The sequence below is a fragment of the Pseudomonas sp. SDO5215_S409 genome, from assembly GCF_054071325.1.
The window spans coordinates 167,617-184,501 of sequence record NZ_JBSVWN010000005.1 but is presented as its reverse complement, the minus strand read 5'-3'; the positions used below and the strand labels follow the sequence as shown (position 1 = coordinate 184,501).

17 protein-coding genes are annotated in these 16,885 nt (G+C 59.3%); 12 read left to right on the top strand and 5 right to left on the bottom strand.

The annotated features are described in order from the left end of the window. Nucleotides 1–59 precede the first annotated feature (59 nt). Nucleotides 60–1,022: an electron transport complex subunit RsxB gene (gene rsxB / locus ACW9H9_RS04735; protein ID WP_457341707.1), complete on the bottom strand. Its 963-nt coding sequence runs from the start codon at nt 1,020–1,022 to the stop codon at nt 60–62. Between the two features lie 109 nt (nt 1,023–1,131). Continuing rightward, on the bottom strand, nt 1,132–3,174 hold the full coding sequence (gene metG / locus ACW9H9_RS04730; RefSeq protein WP_457341708.1) for a methionine--tRNA ligase: 2,043 nt from the start codon (nt 3,172–3,174) through the stop codon (nt 1,132–1,134). Nucleotides 3,175–3,346: 172 nt separating this feature from the next. Here metG and apbC point away from each other — a divergent pair, with 172 nt between their 5' ends. Continuing rightward, entirely contained in the window at nt 3,347–4,441 is a 1,095-nt protein-coding gene (apbC, locus tag ACW9H9_RS04725) for an iron-sulfur cluster carrier protein ApbC (RefSeq protein WP_457341709.1), read from the top strand. Between the two features lie 492 nt (nt 4,442–4,933). Here the strand turns inward: apbC and fdxA are convergent, their stop codons facing one another. The 3 genes from fdxA to ACW9H9_RS04710 all read right to left on the bottom strand — a co-directional run bounded on the left by fdxA (nt 4,934) and on the right by ACW9H9_RS04710 (nt 9,136). Then, nucleotides 4,934–5,257 carry a ferredoxin FdxA gene (gene fdxA, locus ACW9H9_RS04720; RefSeq protein WP_457341710.1) on the bottom strand — a complete coding sequence of 108 codons (324 nt, stop codon included), beginning with the start codon at nt 5,255–5,257 and terminating at the stop codon, nt 4,934–4,936. A gap of 142 nt (nt 5,258–5,399) precedes the next feature. Further along, nucleotides 5,400–7,979: a DNA mismatch repair protein MutS gene (gene mutS / locus ACW9H9_RS04715; RefSeq protein WP_457341711.1), complete on the bottom strand. Its 2,580-nt coding sequence runs from the start codon at nt 7,977–7,979 to the stop codon at nt 5,400–5,402. Between the two features lie 566 nt (nt 7,980–8,545). Then, a complete protein-coding gene (locus ACW9H9_RS04710) occupies nt 8,546–9,136 on the bottom strand; it encodes a hypothetical protein (protein ID WP_457341712.1) in 591 nt (196 codons plus the stop codon). A 1,210-nt stretch (nt 9,137–10,346) separates the two neighbouring features. Between ACW9H9_RS04710 and ACW9H9_RS04705 the strand changes: the two genes are divergently transcribed. The 11 genes from ACW9H9_RS04705 (at nt 10,347) to ACW9H9_RS04655 (ending at nt 16,883) form a co-directional block, all read left to right on the top strand. Then, nucleotides 10,347–11,081, top strand: a complete 735-nt coding sequence (locus tag ACW9H9_RS04705) for a LexA family transcriptional regulator (RefSeq protein WP_457341713.1) — start codon at nt 10,347–10,349, stop codon at nt 11,079–11,081. Between the two features lie 604 nt (nt 11,082–11,685). Continuing rightward, complete coding sequence (locus ACW9H9_RS04700) at nt 11,686–12,024, top strand: phage holin family protein (RefSeq protein WP_457341714.1); 339 nt, start codon at nt 11,686–11,688, stop codon at nt 12,022–12,024. Nucleotides 12,025–12,046: 22 nt separating this feature from the next. Then, nucleotides 12,047–12,559, top strand: coding sequence for a hypothetical protein (locus tag ACW9H9_RS04695; RefSeq protein ID WP_457341715.1), 513 nt, complete (start codon nt 12,047–12,049; stop codon nt 12,557–12,559). Nucleotides 12,560–12,562: 3 nt separating this feature from the next. Next, entirely contained in the window at nt 12,563–13,171 is a 609-nt protein-coding gene (locus tag ACW9H9_RS04690) for a phage baseplate assembly protein V (RefSeq protein ID WP_457341716.1), read from the top strand. Between the two features lie 12 nt (nt 13,172–13,183). After that, a complete protein-coding gene (locus ACW9H9_RS04685) occupies nt 13,184–13,516 on the top strand; it encodes a phage baseplate protein (RefSeq protein ID WP_457341717.1) in 333 nt (110 codons plus the stop codon). After that, entirely contained in the window at nt 13,513–14,508 is a 996-nt protein-coding gene (locus ACW9H9_RS04680) for a baseplate J/gp47 family protein (protein ID WP_457341718.1), read from the top strand. The genes ACW9H9_RS04685 and ACW9H9_RS04680 overlap by 4 nt, the downstream gene beginning before the upstream one ends. Then, nucleotides 14,505–15,143, top strand: coding sequence for a phage tail protein I (locus ACW9H9_RS04675; RefSeq protein WP_457341719.1), 639 nt, complete (start codon nt 14,505–14,507; stop codon nt 15,141–15,143). Before ACW9H9_RS04680 ends, ACW9H9_RS04675 begins: the two co-directional genes overlap by 4 nt. Beyond that, entirely contained in the window at nt 15,140–15,673 is a 534-nt protein-coding gene (locus ACW9H9_RS04670) for a hypothetical protein (protein WP_457341720.1), read from the top strand. Before ACW9H9_RS04675 ends, ACW9H9_RS04670 begins: the two co-directional genes overlap by 4 nt. A 31-nt stretch (nt 15,674–15,704) precedes the next feature. Continuing rightward, complete coding sequence (locus tag ACW9H9_RS04665) at nt 15,705–16,343, top strand: hypothetical protein (RefSeq protein WP_457341721.1); 639 nt, start codon at nt 15,705–15,707, stop codon at nt 16,341–16,343. 10 nt (nt 16,344–16,353) lie between these two features. After that, nucleotides 16,354–16,608: a tail fiber assembly protein gene (locus ACW9H9_RS04660; protein WP_457341722.1), complete on the top strand. Its 255-nt coding sequence runs from the start codon at nt 16,354–16,356 to the stop codon at nt 16,606–16,608. Between the two features lie 86 nt (nt 16,609–16,694). Continuing rightward, nucleotides 16,695–16,883, top strand: coding sequence for a hypothetical protein (locus tag ACW9H9_RS04655; RefSeq protein WP_457341723.1), 189 nt, complete (start codon nt 16,695–16,697; stop codon nt 16,881–16,883). Nucleotides 16,884–16,885 lie beyond the last annotated feature (2 nt).

Here is a 16,885-nt window from a genome sequence, read left to right as displayed (position 1 = left end):
CGATAGGGGCTTGCAAAAGCAGCATACGCTTGATGGTTGAGCGCTGACGACCCATGGTTTCACGGGCTGGCGTGCTTATCCACAAGGCGTTGAGCGTCGTCTAGTTTGCGTTGCGCATCGGCCAGTTCGGCTTCGCGGGTGTCGGGTTGGTTCTTTAGTTTACTCAGCTCGGCACGGCGCATGGCCAGTTGGATTTTCGCCCGTTTCAAGTCGGGGTCCTTGCTGGGGGGCGCTGGCGCTGGTGTGTCGGTTTCAACACCCATCAGGGCTTTTTCGGCGGCCTCAAACTGTTGTTGAAGAATGATCAACTGCGATTGCTGTTCAAAGGTCGGCGGATGGCCAAACGCTTTGAGTGATTTATGCAGTTGTGCGCGGCTCATGGCCACGTTGATCCTGGCTTTCTTCACGGCAGCCTCTCGGGCGGCCTGGTGCGGGTCCACAGCGACGGTGTGCACCGGGGCAGCACGCTGGGTGCGGGCCAGTCGTTCCGCGAGTTTGCGTTCCTCCTCGCGGTGCAGGCGCGCGGTGCGTTGCTCGAAACGCCGACGGGCACGGTCGCGCTTGAGGCTGCGAGCCTGGTGCTGGTCAGGGCTCAGGGCCAGGCCGCCGACAATCGGGACGACGTCGGCCAACGGGCGCATTTCAATACAGTCCACCGGGCACGGCGCGACACACAGGTCGCAGCCGGTGCATTCATCGACAATCACCGTGTGCATCCATTTGGCGGCGCCGACGATGGCGTCCACCGGGCACGCCTGAATGCATTTGGTGCAGCCAATGCATTCCGCTTCCCGGATAAACGCGACCTGCGCGGGCGCCTCGCCGCGAGAGGTGTCGAGCGCCAGTGCCGTCACGTTCAGCAGTTGTGCGAGACCGGCGATGGTTTCTTCACCACCCGGCGGGCACTTGTTGATTGCCTCGCCCTGGGCGATGCCTTCGGCGTAGGGCTTGCACCCCGGGTGTCCGCATTTACCGCATTGGGTTTGCGGCAGCAGGGCGTCGATACGTTGGATGAGGGTCATGGTCCTGCCAGCCAAGAAGTGCTGCTTTCACAGGCAAGCCAGCCCCCACACCGGGTTCTTGATGCCTTGAAGCACGTGCCCTGCGGCCCACGCCGCAGGGCACCTGGTGTTACTTGATGCGTTGACCCGGCTTGGCGCCGCTGTCCGGGCTCAGCAGGTAGATTTCTTCACCGCCGGGGCCGGCAGCCATCACCATGCCCTCGGACACGCCAAAGCGCATTTTGCGCGGTTTGAGGTTGGCGATCATCATGGTCAGGCGGCCTTCGAGCTTGGCCGGGTCCGGGTAGGCGCTCTTGATCCCGGAGAACACGTTGCGGTGTTCGTCACCGATATCCAGCGTGAGGCGCAACAGCTTGTCGGCGCCTTCCACGGCCTCGGCCTTGAGGATCAGTGCAACACGCAGGTCCACCGCGGCAAAGGCGTCGAATTCGATCTCGGGCGACAACGGATCTTTTGCCAGCTCGCCGTTACCGACCGGGCCGGTGTCCGTCTGGCTGGCCACGAGGTCTTCTTTTGAAGCGTCGATCATCGCCTGCACATTGACCGGGTCGATACGGGTCATCAGCGCCTTGAACTCGTTGAGCTTGTGGTCGCCAAGCAGGGTGGTGTGATCGTTCCAGGTCAGTGGCGCGACGTTGAGGAACGCCTCGGCATCGCTCGCCAGGCCCGGCAGTACCGGCTTGAGGAAAATCACCAACTGGCGGAACAGGTTGATGCCCGTGGCGCAAATCGCCTGGACTTCAGCCTGCTTGCCTTCCTGCTTGTTCAGCGACCAGGGCGCCTTGTCGGCGATCCAGGCGTTGGCGCGGTCGGCCAGGCCCATGATTTCACGCATGGCACGGGCAAAATCGCGGGTTTCATACGCGTCGGCGATGCTTGGCGCGGCGGCCAGGAAGGCTTCGGTCAGCTCTGGCGCGGCGTCCTGGGCCACCAGCACACCGGCGTTACCCTTGTGGATAAAGCCTGCGCAGCGGCTGGCGATGTTGACCACCTTGCCCACCAGGTCCGAATTGACCTTTTGCACGAAGTCTTCCAGGTTCAGGTCCAGGTCATCGACGCCACGGCCCAGCTTGGCCGCGTAGTAATAACGCAGGTATTCCGGCGACAGGTGGTCCAGGTAGGTGCGCGCCTTGATAAAGGTGCCACGGGACTTGGACATCTTCTGACCGTTGACCGTCAGGTAGCCGTGCACGTTGATGCCGGTGGGCTTGCGGTAGCCCGAGCCCTCGAGCATCGCTGGCCAGAACAGGGCGTGGAAGTTGACGATGTCCTTGCCGATGAAATGGTACAGCTCGGCCGTGGAGTCCTTGCCCCAGAAGGCGTCGAAGTCCAGGCCTGGCGTGCGGTCGCACAGGTTCTTGAAGCTGGCCATGTAGCCGATCGGCGCGTCCAGCCACACATAGAAATACTTGCCCGGCTCGTCCGGGATCTCAAAGCCGAAATACGGCGCGTCGCGGGAGATGTCCCACTGTTGCAGGCCGCTGTCGAGCCATTCGGCGAGTTTGTTCGCCACGGCGTCTTGCAGGGTGCCGCTGCGGGTCCAGGTTTGCAGCATGGCCTGGAAGTCCGGGAGCTTGAAGAAGAAGTGCTGGGAGTCCTTGAGCACCGGCGTGGCGCCCGAGATCGCTGATTTCGGGTCTTTCAGCTCGGTGGGTGCGTAGGTGGCGCCGCACTTCTCGCAGTTGTCGCCGTACTGGTCTTCGGTGCCGCATTTGGGGCAGGTGCCCTTGATGAAGCGGTCGGCCAGGAACATTTTCTTTTCCGGGTCGAAATACTGGGTGACCGAACGCTGGTCGATATGCCCGGCGTCGCGCAACCGCTTGTAGATCTGGGTCGACAGCTCACGGTTTTCTTCGGCGTGGGTCGAATGGTAGTTGTCGAAGTTCACCTGGAAGTCGGCAAAGTCGGCGCAGTGTTCCGCCTGGACATTGGCGATCAGTTGTTCCGGGGTGATGCCTTCCTTTTCCGCGCGCAACATGATGGCCGAACCGTGGGCGTCGTCCGCGCAGACATAAATGCATTGATTGCCGCGATGCTGCTGGAAGCGCACCCACATATCGGTCTGGATGTACTCAAGCATATGGCCAAGATGGATGGAACCATTGGCATAGGGCAGGGCGCTGGTGACGAGGATCTTGCGTGGCTCGGACATGGGGCTCGGCTACTTGATGAAACGGAGGTCGGCCACTATAAAGCGCCGGGAAATTTATTTCACCCCGCGTGGTTGTTTCAGGGGCTTGCAACGGCGCGAAAGCATGCCGCATACGGTCAGGAAGGGTTAGGATAGCCGCCTGTTTCAGTCAGCCTTTTTTCGGGAGTAATCCATGAGCGCCGTCAATCGCGCAGCGGTGCAAGCCGTTCTTCGCCAGTACACCGACCCCTACCTGAACCAGGACCCGGTCAGTGCCGGCTGTGTTCGCGACATTTTGGTAGAAGGTGACCAGGTTTCGGTCCAGCTCGAACTGGGCTACGCCGCTGGCCTGTTCAAGGGCGGCTGGGCGCAAATGCTGCAAATGGCGATCGAAGGCCTGGACGGCGTCGGTTCGGCCAAGGTCGACATCCAGAGCGTGATCGCCCCGCACAAGGCCCAGGCGCAGATCCCGGGCCTGGCCAACGTCAAGAACGTGGTCGCCGTGGCGTCCGGCAAGGGCGGCGTGGGCAAGTCTACCACCGCGGCCAACCTGGCGCTGGCATTGGCCCGCGAAGGTGCCCGCGTGGGCATTCTCGATGCCGATATCTATGGCCCCAGCCAAGGCGTGATGTTTGGCATTGCCGAAGGCACCCGGCCCAAGGTCAAGGACCAGAAGTGGTTCGTGCCTCTCCAGGCCCATGGCGTGGAAGTGATGTCCATGGCGTTCCTCACCGATGACAACACCCCGATGGTCTGGCGCGGGCCCATGGTGTCGGGCGCCTTGCTGCAACTGGTGACGCAGACCGACTGGGGCAACCTGGACTATCTGGTCATCGACATGCCGCCAGGCACCGGCGACATCCAACTGACCCTGGCGCAAAAAGTGCCGGTGGCCGGTGCGGTGATCGTCACCACGCCCCAGGACCTGGCATTGCTGGATGCCAAAAAGGGTGTCGAGATGTTCCGCAAGGTCAACATCCCGGTGTTGGGCGTGGTGGAAAACATGGCGGTGCATATCTGCACCAACTGCGGCCATGCCGAGCACCTGTTCGGCGAAGGCGGTGGCGAGAAGCTCGCGACCCAGTTTGGTGTGGAGTTGTTGGCGTCGCTGCCCCTGGCGATGGAAATCCGCGAACAGGCCGACGGCGGCAAGCCCACCGTGATCGCCGAGCCTGACAGCCCGATCGCCATGGTGTACCAGGAACTGGCCCGCCACGTCGGTGCGCGGATCGTCCTGCAGGAAGCCGGTTCCCAGGCCATGCCGACCATCACCGTCAGCGACGACTGAGCCACTTGAAGGGAAAGAGCCTCGACCTTGTCGGGGCTTTTTCTTGCCCGATGAAAGCCGCAAGGTGCGCGACGTGCGCTTTTGCGTAATCGCTGGTGTAAGCATTTGCTTACTTTTTCGTAAGTGTTTGGGTTTTTTGGCGGTCCGGGACGTCTTGAATAGGCGGGAGAGTTTTTCTAAGTTATTGAAAATAAACAATTATTTATTGTAAGGCGAGGGTGCTTATTCGCACGTCGGCCCGTAGCATCCCGTTGAACTTCCCTTGGAACTCTCTAACATCAGTCCTGTGTCCACGGATTGACACAGCCAACACGGAACGATGGCTCATGGAACGTCGCAGGATGCGATTCATCAGGATGATGAAAAGGAATACAGGGACTAGGGAAAAAATGTGGGCGGGTCAAACCGCCCCTTTTTTTTGCCTGTAGAAAAGTAAAGCGCTTAAACGCAAAAAAGGCCCGCAAGGGGCCTTTCCGGTCACGCAAACGCTGATCAGCGTTCCAGATCGGCGATCTTGCCGGTCTTGCCATCCCACTCTTTAGCGTCCGGCATCGGGTCTTTGCGTTCAGTGATGTTCGGCCAGACTTCCGCCAGCTCGACGTTCAACTGAATAAACTCCTGCATGTCTGCCGGGACTTCGTCCTCGGAGAAAATCGCAACGGCCGGGCATTCTGGTTCACACAGGGCGCAGTCAATGCACTCGTCCGGGTGGATGACCAGGAAGTTCGGGCCTTCGTAAAAGCAGTCCACCGGACACACTTCTACGCAGTCGGTGTACTTGCACTTGATGCAGTTGTCGGTGACGACGAAGGTCATTTCTAATTTTCTCCTCAGGCGGCGGCAGCGAAACCCTTTGTGGCAGGGCTCGCGAGGTCCGGGAGCGATAGTCTGCTGGCCAGGCTAAAAGCCAGCAGCATCCCAAACCGCGCGAGAGTCTATCAGCTTGCACGCGTCTGCGTTAGATCCGTGTCTTCAGTGCATAGAGCATTTCCAGCGCTTTTCGGGGTGTCAGGTCGTCCAGGTCGACTTTTGCCAGCTCATCCAGCACCGGGTGGGGCAGGCTGGCGAACAGATCGCTCTGGTGCGGCGCGCTGGGCTTGCTGGACACCTTGGCCGGGCTGGCCACCGGGGCCTCGTGCGGCAGGGCGGTGGTTTCCAGTCGGCTCAGGTGCTCGCGGGCACGGGTGATCACCTCGGTAGGCACACCGGCCAACTGGGCCACGGCCAGGCCATAGCTCTGGCTGGCCGGGCCTGGCAGCACGTGGTGCAGGAACACGATGCGCTCGTTGTGCTCGGTGGCATTGAGGTGCACGTTGGCGACCAACGGTTGCGCCTCGGGCAGCACGGTCAGCTCGAAATAGTGCGTTGCAAACAAGGTGTACGCCCGCAAGTGTGCCAGCCGCTCGGCTGCCGCCCAGGCCAGGGACAGGCCGTCGAACGTGCTGGTGCCGCGACCGACTTCGTCCATCAGCACCAGGCTGCGTTCCGTGGCGTTGTGCAGGATGTTGGCGGTTTCGCTCATCTCCACCATAAAGGTCGAACGGCCACCGGCCAGGTCATCGCTGGAGCCGATCCGGGTGAAGATGCGGTCCACCAACGACAATTCGCAACGGGCCGCGGGCACAAAACTGCCGATGTGCGCCAGCAACACAATCAAGGCGGTCTGACGCATGTAGGTGGATTTACCGCCCATGTTCGGACCTGTGATCACCAGCATGCGGGTATCGTCGTCCAGTGACAGGTCGTTGGCCACGAACGGCGTGGTCAACACTTGCTCCACCACCGGGTGACGCCCCTGCACGATGCGCATGCAGGGCTCGCTGACAAACTGCGGGCAGTTCAAATCCAGATTCAGCGCGCGCTCGGCCAGGTTGCTCAACACATCCAGTTGGGCCAGGGCGGCGGCGGTGTCTTGCAGGGGCGCGAGTTTGCCGATCAAGTCTTCGAGCAGCGCTTCATACAGCATCTTCTCGCGCGCCAGGGCGCGGCTCTTGGCCGACAGCGCCTTGTCCTCGAAGGCTTTGAGCTCCGGCGTGATAAAACGCTCGGCGCCCTTGAGGGTCTGGCGGCGTTGATAATCGATCGGTGCTTGTTCGGCCTGCTTGCTCGGCAGCTCGATAAAGTAGCCATGCACCCGGTTGTAGCCGACTTTGAGGTTGGCAAGGCCCGTGCGGGCTTTTTCGCGGGCTTCCAGGTCAATCAGGAACTGCCCGGCGTTTTCGCTCAGCGACTGCAGCTCGTCCAGTTCGGTGTCGTAACCGGTCTTGAGCACGCCACCGTCGCGGATGATCGCGGGCGGGTTGTCGATAATGGCCCGCTCCAGCAACGCCGCCAGGTCCGGGTAAGTGCCGGCCGTGACGGCCAACTGCTGCAGGTGCGGGGCTTCGAGTTCGGTCATTGCCGCCTGCAATTGCGGCAGGGCCCCGAGGGCGTCGCGCAGGCGCGCCAGGTCGCGGGGCCGCGCGTTGCGCAGGCCGATCCGCGCCAGAATCCGCTCGATATCACCGATTTCCTTGAGCTGCGGTTGCAGGTTTTCGAAACGGTAGCGATCCAGCAGGCAGGTAATAGACGTTTGACGGGCCTGCAGTACGGTCAAGTCCCGCAGCGGTCGGTTCAACCAACGGGTCAGCAAGCGGCTGCCCATGGCGGTCTGGCAGCGGTCGACCACCGATTGCAGCGTGTTGTCGCGCCCGCCCGCCAGGTTGGTGTCCAGCTCCAGGTTGCGGCGGCTCGCGCCGTCGAGCACCACCGTGTCATCCAGGCGTTCGTGACGCAGGCTACGCAAATGCGGCAGGGCCGTGCGCTGGGTTTCCTTGGCATAACCCAGCAGGCAACCGGCGGCGCCGATAGCCAGGGTCAGCGTCTCGCAACCGAAGCCTTTGAGGTCCTGCACGGAAAACTGCTGGCAAAGACTTTTCAGCGCCGAATCGCGCTCGAAATCCCACGGCGCGCGGCGCTTGGTCCCACGACGTCGTTCCGCTGGCAGGTCCTTGGGCCAATCGTCCGGGATCAACAACTCCACCGGGTTGATGCGCTCCAGTTCCGCCAGCAGGTTCTCCCAACCCTTGATCTCCAGCACGCTGAAGTTGCCGCTGGTGATGTCCAGCACCGCCAGGCCGAACAGCCGCTCGTCGCCCAACACGGCGGCAATCAAATTGTCGCGCCGCTCATCCAGCAACGCCTCATCACTCACCGTACCCGGGGTGATGATGCGCACCACCTGACGCTCCACCGGCCCTTTACTGGTGGCGGGGTCGCCGATCTGCTCGCAAATCACCACCGACTCACCCAGCTTGACCAACTTGACCAGGTAGCCTTCGAGCGAGTGATAAGGAATCCCGCACATCGGAATCGACTGCCCAGCCGACTGCCCGCGTGCGGTCAGGGTGATGTCCAGGAGCTTGGCGGCCTTCTTCGCGTCTTCGTAGAAGATCTCGTAGAAGTCGCCCATGCGGTAAAACATCAACTGATCAGGGTGCTGGTTTTTGAGGCGCCAGTACTGCTGCATCATCGGGGTGTGGCTGGAGAGGTCGGTCATACGGGGGAGTCAGCTCTGCCTGTCTTTTTGACAATGGTTAGCTGTCCAATACTACAGGGATTTTTTAGGCATTGTCGGCGGTAGGCCTAGGTTGATTGTGCGCATCGTTACCCAGGTCATAGGTATCGCAAAGCGACTTGGCGCGCACCTCGTGCAGGCTCGCATCCTTGACGTGGGCCTTCACCGAGCTGTGGTGAACCGGGTTATCGTCCAGGCCGCTGGGCTACGGCCGGCCTTCTGCTACCTGGAGCTTGGAAATGCAACGTCACGACTATCTGCTCGGGCAGTCAGGTCTGGAGCTGGATAAGCTCACGGGCTCCCGAATTTCGGGAGGTAATCTGGCAGGCCTATTCCAAGCTCAATGAGGTGCGGCCTAATCTGGAAGTTCAAGCGTAAAATCGAACACCACAACGTCCAGGCGCGTGCCAAGGATTAATGTGGAAAGTTCGACACGTATACGTCGTCGTCGCGTCGATAACTTAAAACTTAATGAGTTATTGCTGATCACGTGAGCGATTTGGAACAGAGAAACCTCGATACCCTCGAGGTTTCTGCAAATATGAAGCTTAAGAGACTTTTGAGTTTAATTGGCTTGCTGGAGTAAAGTGGTAAGTGTATCCAGAGTCGAGAAAGTTTTGAAGTCGTTCAATTTTGGTGTAGATATTCACGCCTCCACGCTGAAAAGGGAGGGTGCCGTTGCCCGTCATTTCCATGTCTAAAGACAGCGAATTGTTATGCAGCAGAATATGCTCTCCCGCCTTGGTGCGATGTAGGTATGCGGTATGTACCAGCTCGCCGTCGTTCGAACTTCTGAAATTCAGAATGCCAGATTCGTTGATGTCTTGTTTTATAAAAGTTGTACTGCCATTGCCATTGATGTTCATGAAGATTTGATAACGCTGGCCATAGTTACCACCCTTACTCATTTCATCCATGACTTTTTCCGCCGCTTTAGGTTTGACGGTTAACCCAGCAATCCCCGCGTGCAGCGCTAACGAGTAGCATATGGTGGGCATTGCGTCTTTTTTGCGAAGCTTACCGGCTCGGCGATCGAGGTTGTCGAACAAGTCATTCGAACTCGCGGGTCCGGAGCCGAATTTTGTATCCGTATAGTAAACTGGAATTATTCCACAGGTGAGTTTTGAAAGAAGGCTCATTTTTTTACTCCTGGTTTTAAACTGTCGAGTAATTAGTTATATTAAGTTTTTGAATTTTAACTTCATGATGCGCGTTGTCGCATTGTTGTCGTTGAATGTTTTCACGCCAAACGAGGTTCTTATTTGGTTGGTATGCTTTCGGGCAGTGGGTGGATAGTGTTTTTAGTATGTTTTTAATGCCGGGTGTTCGGTCGGGTGAAGTGAAAAGCTCAGATAAACTGCGCCATTTGTTGCGCTGCTTCCCTCTTCGGGATTTTAAATGATCGATCATTGATAGCTTTTTTTCATGATGGTTTTTTTCTAAATGAACGCGTTGAGGCGTTAACAGTCAGCAGTCTGAATTTATTCCATGAGTTTTTTATATTAAGATTATTAAGTCGTTGTTGGTGAGCTGATAGTTGACGCCATCGTGAGATATCCCGATCAATAGAAGTCCATGCTCGGCAGCTGACAGTCAGAGGGTATTTAAGTGACGTTGGATGGAGGTGATGGCTGTGGGCTACACGGTGCATCAAGTGGACGGCAGCGCCGACGTGAAGATGCACTTCGCCCAGGGATTGCTAAGCGGTCATGGTCATGAGGAATGGCCAGATCCTACAATCTGAAGCACATGATCATCCTGCCTATTCTGGTGCCCGAGGCGCCCGTCCCGACGACTTCTCAAGCCGCCGCACCTCCCGCCGACGAGTGCCACCGTTAACTGCTCGCCATTGAGCGGCTTTTACTGCTCGATTTTTGAAACCCTGGCCGGTGACCGCAGCGTACTGGCTTTCTTCGATAGGCTCGTCTGATCGGAGGGCACTAGCACGTCGTCCGCAACCGCTCAGGATGGCGATAACGGCATCGATCGCACGCCTGAAGTGTTCAACGGCCTCTCGGATCGCTCCTTCGCAAAAGATCGGGCCTGGGATGCCGTCGCTGACCGGATCGAAACCGTTCATGGCGGCGTTAGAGCCGAACTTGACCCCCTTGCATGCTCAATCAAGGGTGACCATCACCAGTGACGGTGGCCGGGAACTGATAACACTGCGCACGTGCCAGGCGTGTATGAACGACGTTTCTGCCAGGGAGCCAGGGCGAGAGTGAAGCGATATGCGGCTTAAAATCACCGTGCTAAGTGAGCAAACTGCCAGCATCTCGGCAGGATAAATGCATAAAATATGCAAATTAGCATTTGCCAACCGTCAAAACTGCCTGCACTATCCGCGCTATGCAAAAACGCAATGTTTCTATCGTCTTAAGAGAACTGCTGGACCGCGACCGGATCTCCCCCACGGAGCTTCACCGGCGTACCGGCGTCCCTCAATCCACGCTTTCGCGGATCCTCAGCGGCAAAATTGTCGATCCGTCGGACAAGCACATCTCGCGTATCGCCGAATACTTCGGCGTGGGCACCGATCAGTTGCGCGGGCGCGCAGCCGCGGTGCCTGCCCGGGCGGACGAGCGTGACCCGATGCATTCGGAACTCAAGGACATAAGCCTGTGGGACGACGACACCCCCGTGAACGACGACGAGGTGTCCATCCCCTTTCTGCGCGAGGTTGAATTGGCTGCTGGATCAGGAAGATTCGTCATCGAGGAAAGCGAAAAGGCCAGCCTGCGGTTCGGCAAGCGCAGCTTGCGGCACAACGGTGTGCAGTTCGACCAGGCCAAGTGCGTCACCGTGCGCGGCAACAGTATGTTGCCGGTGCTGCGCGACGGCGCGACGGTGGGGGTCAATGCGGGCAAGAGCGGCATTGGGGACATCGTCGATGGCGACTTGTATGCCATCAATCACAACGGGCAGCTGCGGGTTAAGCAGCTCTATCGCCTGCCTTCAGGGATTCGCCTGCGCAGCTTCAATCGCGATGAACACCCGGACGAGGACTACAGCTTCCAGGAAATCCAGGAAGAACAGATCAGCATCCTCGGTCACGTTTTCTGGTGGGGCATGTACGCCCGCTAACCCCTCCTTGTAAGAAAAAACCCGCTGACTGGCGGGTTTTTTTTCGCCTGTAAAAAACCTCCAACCCCGCGGCCCGCAAGGCTCTGCATGCATCAATGCATTTTCAGCGCAAAAATAAATGCATTTGCGCATTGACTGTATATGCATACATGCATATTCTTCGTCTCAAGCCAGCCAACAAGGCCTGGTGGAGGCGGCAAGGATGCCGCCAAGGAAGACAAGGACGGCACGCAACACCGGCATGGACGCCATCGAAGTGATGGCATGGATGCCCGGCAACACCCGGCAAGGATGCCGACGCTCTTTAGTTTCACCATTTCAACAACAGGCAGCGATGAACCGGCCTTAACGGTTCAGAGGGTTGGCAACTGACCCGGGTGTGCAGCGTAAAGCACCAGAAGCAGTTATCCGGCAGACAGGGATCGTGGTCGGAAAAACATTGATGAAAGGTCCGTACCGCGCCAGTAGCGCCGAAAGACCGAGGACAGCATTACTGAAAAGCCCGGGTAACCGGGCTTTTTGGAATGCGTACCTACACCACACCGACAGCAATTCACCCCACCACCGGCAACCTGCCGGTATCACTCATTCCAGGAGGCGTGACATGACAAACGAGCAGCAAGCGTTAGCGGAAATGCCTATCTGGCTGGTCATCGTACTGGCCGTGATTGGCGGCGTTTCCGGGGAAATGTGGCGCGCCGATAAAGAAGGCGCCCGCGGTTGGTCGCTGGTGCGGCGCCTGGCCCTGCGTTCCGGGGCGTGCATGGTCTGCGGGGTGTCGGCGTTGATGCTGTTGTACGCCGCCGGCATGTCGATCTGGACCGCCGGCGCCCTGGGTTGCCTCACCGCCATGGCCGGCGCCGACGTGGCCATCGGCCTCTATGAACGCTGGGCCGCCAAGCGCATCGGCATCAACGAAGGCTCGCGCCCCGACCAGCCCTAACCGCCGCAAGGACGCCACTTAAATGATCCCGATCGAAAAACCTTCCCAGTTGCCCCAAGCCATCGGCGAGGCGCTGCGCCGCGCCTTTCCCGACCTGCGGGTGGGCAACCCTCACGACATTGAAAACGCCGATAAAACCGGCGTACTGATCACCGTCGAACGTAATGGCCCAGGGCCGCGCTCCCTGGACGGACGCAAGGCCCATGTCCTGAGCGTGTCCCTCAAAGTGACCGTGGCCCCGGGCGCCCAGCCCTTTGAAGCCTGCGACCTGGCCAGCCAGTTGATGGACCAGGTGCTGGACAACCGCTGGAACCTGCCGGCAGCGCAGTGCGAATTGCCCGCCAACATCGTTGCCACGCCATCGGTGCTGGCCACCGCAGAAACGGACTACGACAGCTGGACCGTTTCCTTCTTCCAAACCCTCTACCTCGGTCCGACCTTGCTCGATGACCCCATCGGCCAGCCGCTGTTCGCCCGGACTTGGGAAGTGTCCGACATCAACGACCCGAATCAATACCGGCCCTTGCAGGAGTAGCCCATGTTTGACGCGATTCTACGCATGCAACTGGGGCCGATCGTCGAGCGCCTGGCCGAGATGGAAACCCAGCTCGAGGACCTTTACCGCCGCGCCGACAGTTTTTGCCGCATCGGCGTGTGCCAATCCGTGGATGCCGCAAGTAACACCTGCACCGTCAGCCATGGCGAACTGCTCACCCCGGCCATCCTTTTTTTCAACCCCAGCGCGGGCGCACAGACCGAAACCCGCATTCCGTCCGTGGGCGAGCAATGCCTGTTGCTCAACTATGGCGGCGGGGAAGGGGGCTTGCAGTCGGTGGCGCTGTTTGGCTTGAACAGTGACCGTTTTCCGCCGGTGTCCAGTCTCGCCACGCTGACCCGGCGCCGTTACCAGGACGGCACCCAGAGCGACTACGACGACGCCAGCCATACCTTCAACTGGAGCAACGGGCCCACCACCGTCAGCGGCTCCCGCGAGCAGGTCGACATCACCGTCGGCGCCGCCCGCCTGACGATGACCGCCCAGGGTATCGGGTTGCAAGTCGGCGGCACCGGCCTGTTGCTGGATGCCGGTGGCGCTCACTTCAGCGGCCCGGTGGTGGACCACCAGGGCCGAGTCATCAGCCCCTGACAAGGACCTCCCATGATCGGCATCGATCGCAACACCGGAGCAGCCGTCGATGACTGGCTGCAATTTGTGCAGCGCGCCACCCGCGCCCTGACCACCCCCTTGGGCACCCGCCAGAAACGTCCGCTGTATGGCTCGATGATCCCGCAACTGCTGGGCCAGAACCTGGGCGATGACCTGCTGATTCTCGCCCAGAGCCACGCCGCGCAGGCGTTCTACAACCCGCAGAACGGCATCGGCGACTTCGACCCCCAGGTGATCGTCGCCACCCGTCAGGGCGCGGGGTTGCTGCTGCGTTTCGCCGGCACCTGGAAAAACCGCCAACAATCCTTTGAGGTAGTCACATGAGCATGCTCATTCCCGGCCAGAACCAACTGGCGGAGCCGTCGATCATCGCGGTCGATGAGTTCGAGCCGTTGCTGGCGCAGTTCAAGGCCTTCGTCGTCGATTATGTGGCCGCCCGCGCCCCGCAAAGTGCGGCCAAACTCAAGGTCAGCCTGGACAACGAAAGCGAACTGCTGACCCTGGCCCTGGAAGCCTTTTGCGTGCGCCTGCAAACCCACGAGCGCAAATACAACGCCCGCATCAAGCAGATGCTGGCCTGGTGGGCCACCGGCAGCAACCTCGACGCCCGCCTGGCCGACATGGGCCTGGAGCGCCAAGTGCTCGACCCTGGCGACCCGGCCGCCTTCCCGCCAGTGCCGCCAACGCTGGAAAGCGACGACGACGCCCGGCTGCGCTACTACCTGGCCCCGCACGCCCCGGCGGCAGGCTCGCGCATGCAATACCGCCGCGAAATCTTCACCTTGGGTGAGCGCCCGGCGGTCAAAGTAAACAGCACCTCGGCGGGCGTGGTGACGGTGACCTACACCTTCAACCCGGACGGCTATGCGGCCCGGGTCAAGGACGGCAACGCCCGTCGCACGGCCCCCGGCGATGTCAGGGTCACGGTGCTCTCCCGCGAAGGCGACGGCACCGCACCGCCCGACCTGCTCGACGGCGTGCGCACCCACTTCGACCGGCCGGATGTACGCCCGGAAACCGACCGGGTCACCGTGCAGGGCGCTGACATCCTGCGCTACAAAATCCGCGTCATCGCCAAAATCAACGCCGGCCCCGATTCGGGCCTGACCCAGGTCGAGGCGCAGAAACTGCTGCAAACCTACGCCGACTCCTGCCATCGGCTGGAAGGGCGCGTGGACCCGAGCTGGATCGACTACGCCATCCACAGCGCCGGGGCCGCGCAACTGCAAATCCTCGAGCCGCTGGCACCCATCGTGACCACCGCGTTTCAGGCGCCGTACTGCTCGGGGGTTGAAGTGGAGGTGCGTACGTTATGAGTGAATCTTTTCCTACGTTGCTACCGGCCAACAGCTCACCGCTGGAACGGGCGCTGGATGTGGGGTTTGGTCAGTTGCTGGATCGGGTGGTGCCGCCGTTTCCGGCACTGATGGACCCGTTGCAGACACCGGCTGAGTTTTTGCCGTACCTGGCGGCGGATCGGGGGGTCAGTGAGTGGGATACCGAGTCGAGCGAGGCCGAGAAGCGCTTGACCGTGGCCTTGTCCTGGCAGATCCAGCGTCAAGCCGGCACGTCCAAGGCGTTGAGTCATGCGGTCGAGTCGCTGGGGTTTATGCCCAATATCATCGCCTGGTACCAGCAACGCCCGCAGGGTATTCCCTACACGTTTGATGTGCAGGCAATCATCGGGCGCAACTGGTCCAGCGGGGACCACAACCGGCTTATTCGCCGTATCAATGCGGCAAAAAGCGAGCGGGACCAAGGCACCATCACCATCGTGCATCAAACCCACGGGCCACTTTCGATAAGCAGCGCGGCTCATCGTTCACTCTGCGACAGCGAGTTCTCTCTTTTGGGCGCCTTGCCTGACTTTAAGTTGGACGCCCGACTGAACAGTGTTGGCGTTGCCCGGCACTACACCATTAACGACTACGACCTCAGGGCGCAGCCATGACAGATGAAATCACGCGCCTGGTGCGCTTCACCTCCAAAGGTTTGGATGAAGTGCTGCAGGCAAAGAACCAGGGCTTGAAAGGCGAAATCACCCACGTCGGCGCCGGTACTGGCCGTTACAACCCAAACGGCACTGAAGTTGCCTTGCGCGATGAGCGCCAGCGGGTGGCGATTGTGGACTACGAAGACCTGGGCAACCGGCAACTTCGGATGGCCGCGCTATTCGACGGCGAGGGCGAGTATGAAATCGGCGAGTTCGGTTTTTACCTCGCCAGCGGGACGTTGCTGGCCGTTTATTCGGTGGCGGGCACGTTGCTGACTTACAAGGCGGCAGCGGCACGGGTACTGCAAAAGTTTACGCTGGATATTTCGCCGTTGCCGGCGGACAGCGTGACGATTGTGGTAGGAAGTGAGAGCTTGAATATTTTGCTGGCGGAAGATATTGCGATAGTGGCCACTGCCAATATTGACAACATGGCCCGTCACACAAGTCTCTTGTTTCGCGTAATGGCACTGGAAGCTAACCACTAACGTATTTTTTAAATGATTCAGGAGTTGGAAAATGAGTCTGGAAACAACGATAACCTCGCTCGTGGCAGCGGCTAATAATTTGACGGCTGCTGTTAATGGGAAAATCGGAAGCATCAACACCACGATGGCGGGTGCTTTGGCACAGTTCAACGAGTGGCGAAACCTGAAAGATGTCGAGGGTGACCCTGCCGCGCTGGGCACTATTCGCCGAAACCTGCTGCAGGGGCACGTCTATACCACCGGCGGGGTTGACGGTAATGGAGTAAAACTCACACCGCTGGCACAAGGTGATTTTGTGTCAACCGAGTTGGGCAGCATGAGCAATGTCTTTATGCATTTTAAGGTCCCGCTCAATATCAACGTAAACTCCGAGATGTTTTGGTTCAATATTCAGGGGTACAGTTATGGTACTGCTAAGATTGTTGACGAAACATTGGTGGGCTATTGCTATCAGCCTGATCGGTCGCTTCACAGTGTGTCGGCTTTCGGTAATATGACGCCGAATGTGTATGCCGATAGTAATGGGAACATCGTATTGCGAATCCTCATTCCTAATATCTACTACACGACCATACGTATTGACACGATGCGGGTCGGCAACGGTCGCTTGTTTAATGTAGGTGATCTCAAAACCCAGCTTTCACTGGCCGAAAAAGTAGTATTTAACTAAGGAGTTAATGATGCCTGATAATGTCCAGTCTGATATTCCATCAGCCCCCGCTTTTTTTATTCCACAAGTAGAGTGGGCGGCTATCCGGTCGCATCGGGATCAACTGCTGCGTGCCTCTGACTTTACTCAACTTCCGGACTTTCCGGCCAGTGAGGCTCAGCGAGCGGAGATAACCGCTTATCGCAAGACGCTACGTGATATTCCGCAGCAAGATACTGATCCCTCCAAAGTAGTGTGGCCCACGCTGCCAGCCTTTTTGAAGTAACCCCGCCGCGAAAGCGGTCTTTTTTTCGCCACTTCAAAGCCCCTCCCGCAGGGGCTTTGGCGTTTCTCACATGGAGCATTCAAAACATGGCAAACCGCCAAACCTACACCGTCCTCATCCCATTCCCCACCGGAGGTGGCCACTGGTCCACCGCCGGTGAGGAGTTGAGCCTGCTGGACGTCGAAGCATCCGCCCTGCGCAGCGCCGGTCGCCTGGAACTCACCAGTGCCCTCAACGCCCAGACCCCCACTCCTACCACTCAGAAGGCTGACTAACC

Bases quoted from the DNA above. Each gene is read 5' to 3' on its own strand.
- fdxA (WP_457341710.1), bottom strand. From the start codon at position 5,257: ATGACCTTCGTCGTCACCGACAACTGCATCAAGTGCAAGTACACCGAC.
- ACW9H9_RS04665 (WP_457341721.1), top strand. From the start codon at position 15,705: ATGAGTCTGGAAACAACGATAACCTCGCTCGTGGCAGCGGCTAATAAT.
- ACW9H9_RS04680 (WP_457341718.1), top strand. From the start codon at position 13,513: ATGAGCATGCTCATTCCCGGCCAGAACCAACTGGCGGAGCCGTCGATC.
- ACW9H9_RS04675 (WP_457341719.1), top strand. From the start codon at position 14,505: ATGAGTGAATCTTTTCCTACGTTGCTACCGGCCAACAGCTCACCGCTG.
- ACW9H9_RS04700 (WP_457341714.1), top strand. From the start codon at position 11,686: ATGACAAACGAGCAGCAAGCGTTAGCGGAAATGCCTATCTGGCTGGTC.
- ACW9H9_RS04670 (WP_457341720.1), top strand. From the start codon at position 15,140: ATGACAGATGAAATCACGCGCCTGGTGCGCTTCACCTCCAAAGGTTTG.
- ACW9H9_RS04710 (WP_457341712.1), bottom strand. From the start codon at position 9,136: ATGAGCCTTCTTTCAAAACTCACCTGTGGAATAATTCCAGTTTACTAT.
- apbC (WP_457341709.1), top strand. From the start codon at position 3,347: ATGAGCGCCGTCAATCGCGCAGCGGTGCAAGCCGTTCTTCGCCAGTAC.
- ACW9H9_RS04685 (WP_457341717.1), top strand. From the start codon at position 13,184: ATGATCGGCATCGATCGCAACACCGGAGCAGCCGTCGATGACTGGCTG.
- ACW9H9_RS04655 (WP_457341723.1), top strand. From the start codon at position 16,695: ATGGCAAACCGCCAAACCTACACCGTCCTCATCCCATTCCCCACCGGA.
- ACW9H9_RS04705 (WP_457341713.1), top strand. From the start codon at position 10,347: ATGCAAAAACGCAATGTTTCTATCGTCTTAAGAGAACTGCTGGACCGC.
- rsxB (WP_457341707.1), bottom strand. From the start codon at position 1,022: ATGACCCTCATCCAACGTATCGACGCCCTGCTGCCGCAAACCCAATGC.
- ACW9H9_RS04660 (WP_457341722.1), top strand. From the start codon at position 16,354: ATGCCTGATAATGTCCAGTCTGATATTCCATCAGCCCCCGCTTTTTTT.
- ACW9H9_RS04690 (WP_457341716.1), top strand. From the start codon at position 12,563: ATGTTTGACGCGATTCTACGCATGCAACTGGGGCCGATCGTCGAGCGC.
- mutS (WP_457341711.1), bottom strand. From the start codon at position 7,979: ATGACCGACCTCTCCAGCCACACCCCGATGATGCAGCAGTACTGGCGC.
- ACW9H9_RS04695 (WP_457341715.1), top strand. From the start codon at position 12,047: ATGATCCCGATCGAAAAACCTTCCCAGTTGCCCCAAGCCATCGGCGAG.
- metG (WP_457341708.1), bottom strand. From the start codon at position 3,174: ATGTCCGAGCCACGCAAGATCCTCGTCACCAGCGCCCTGCCCTATGCC.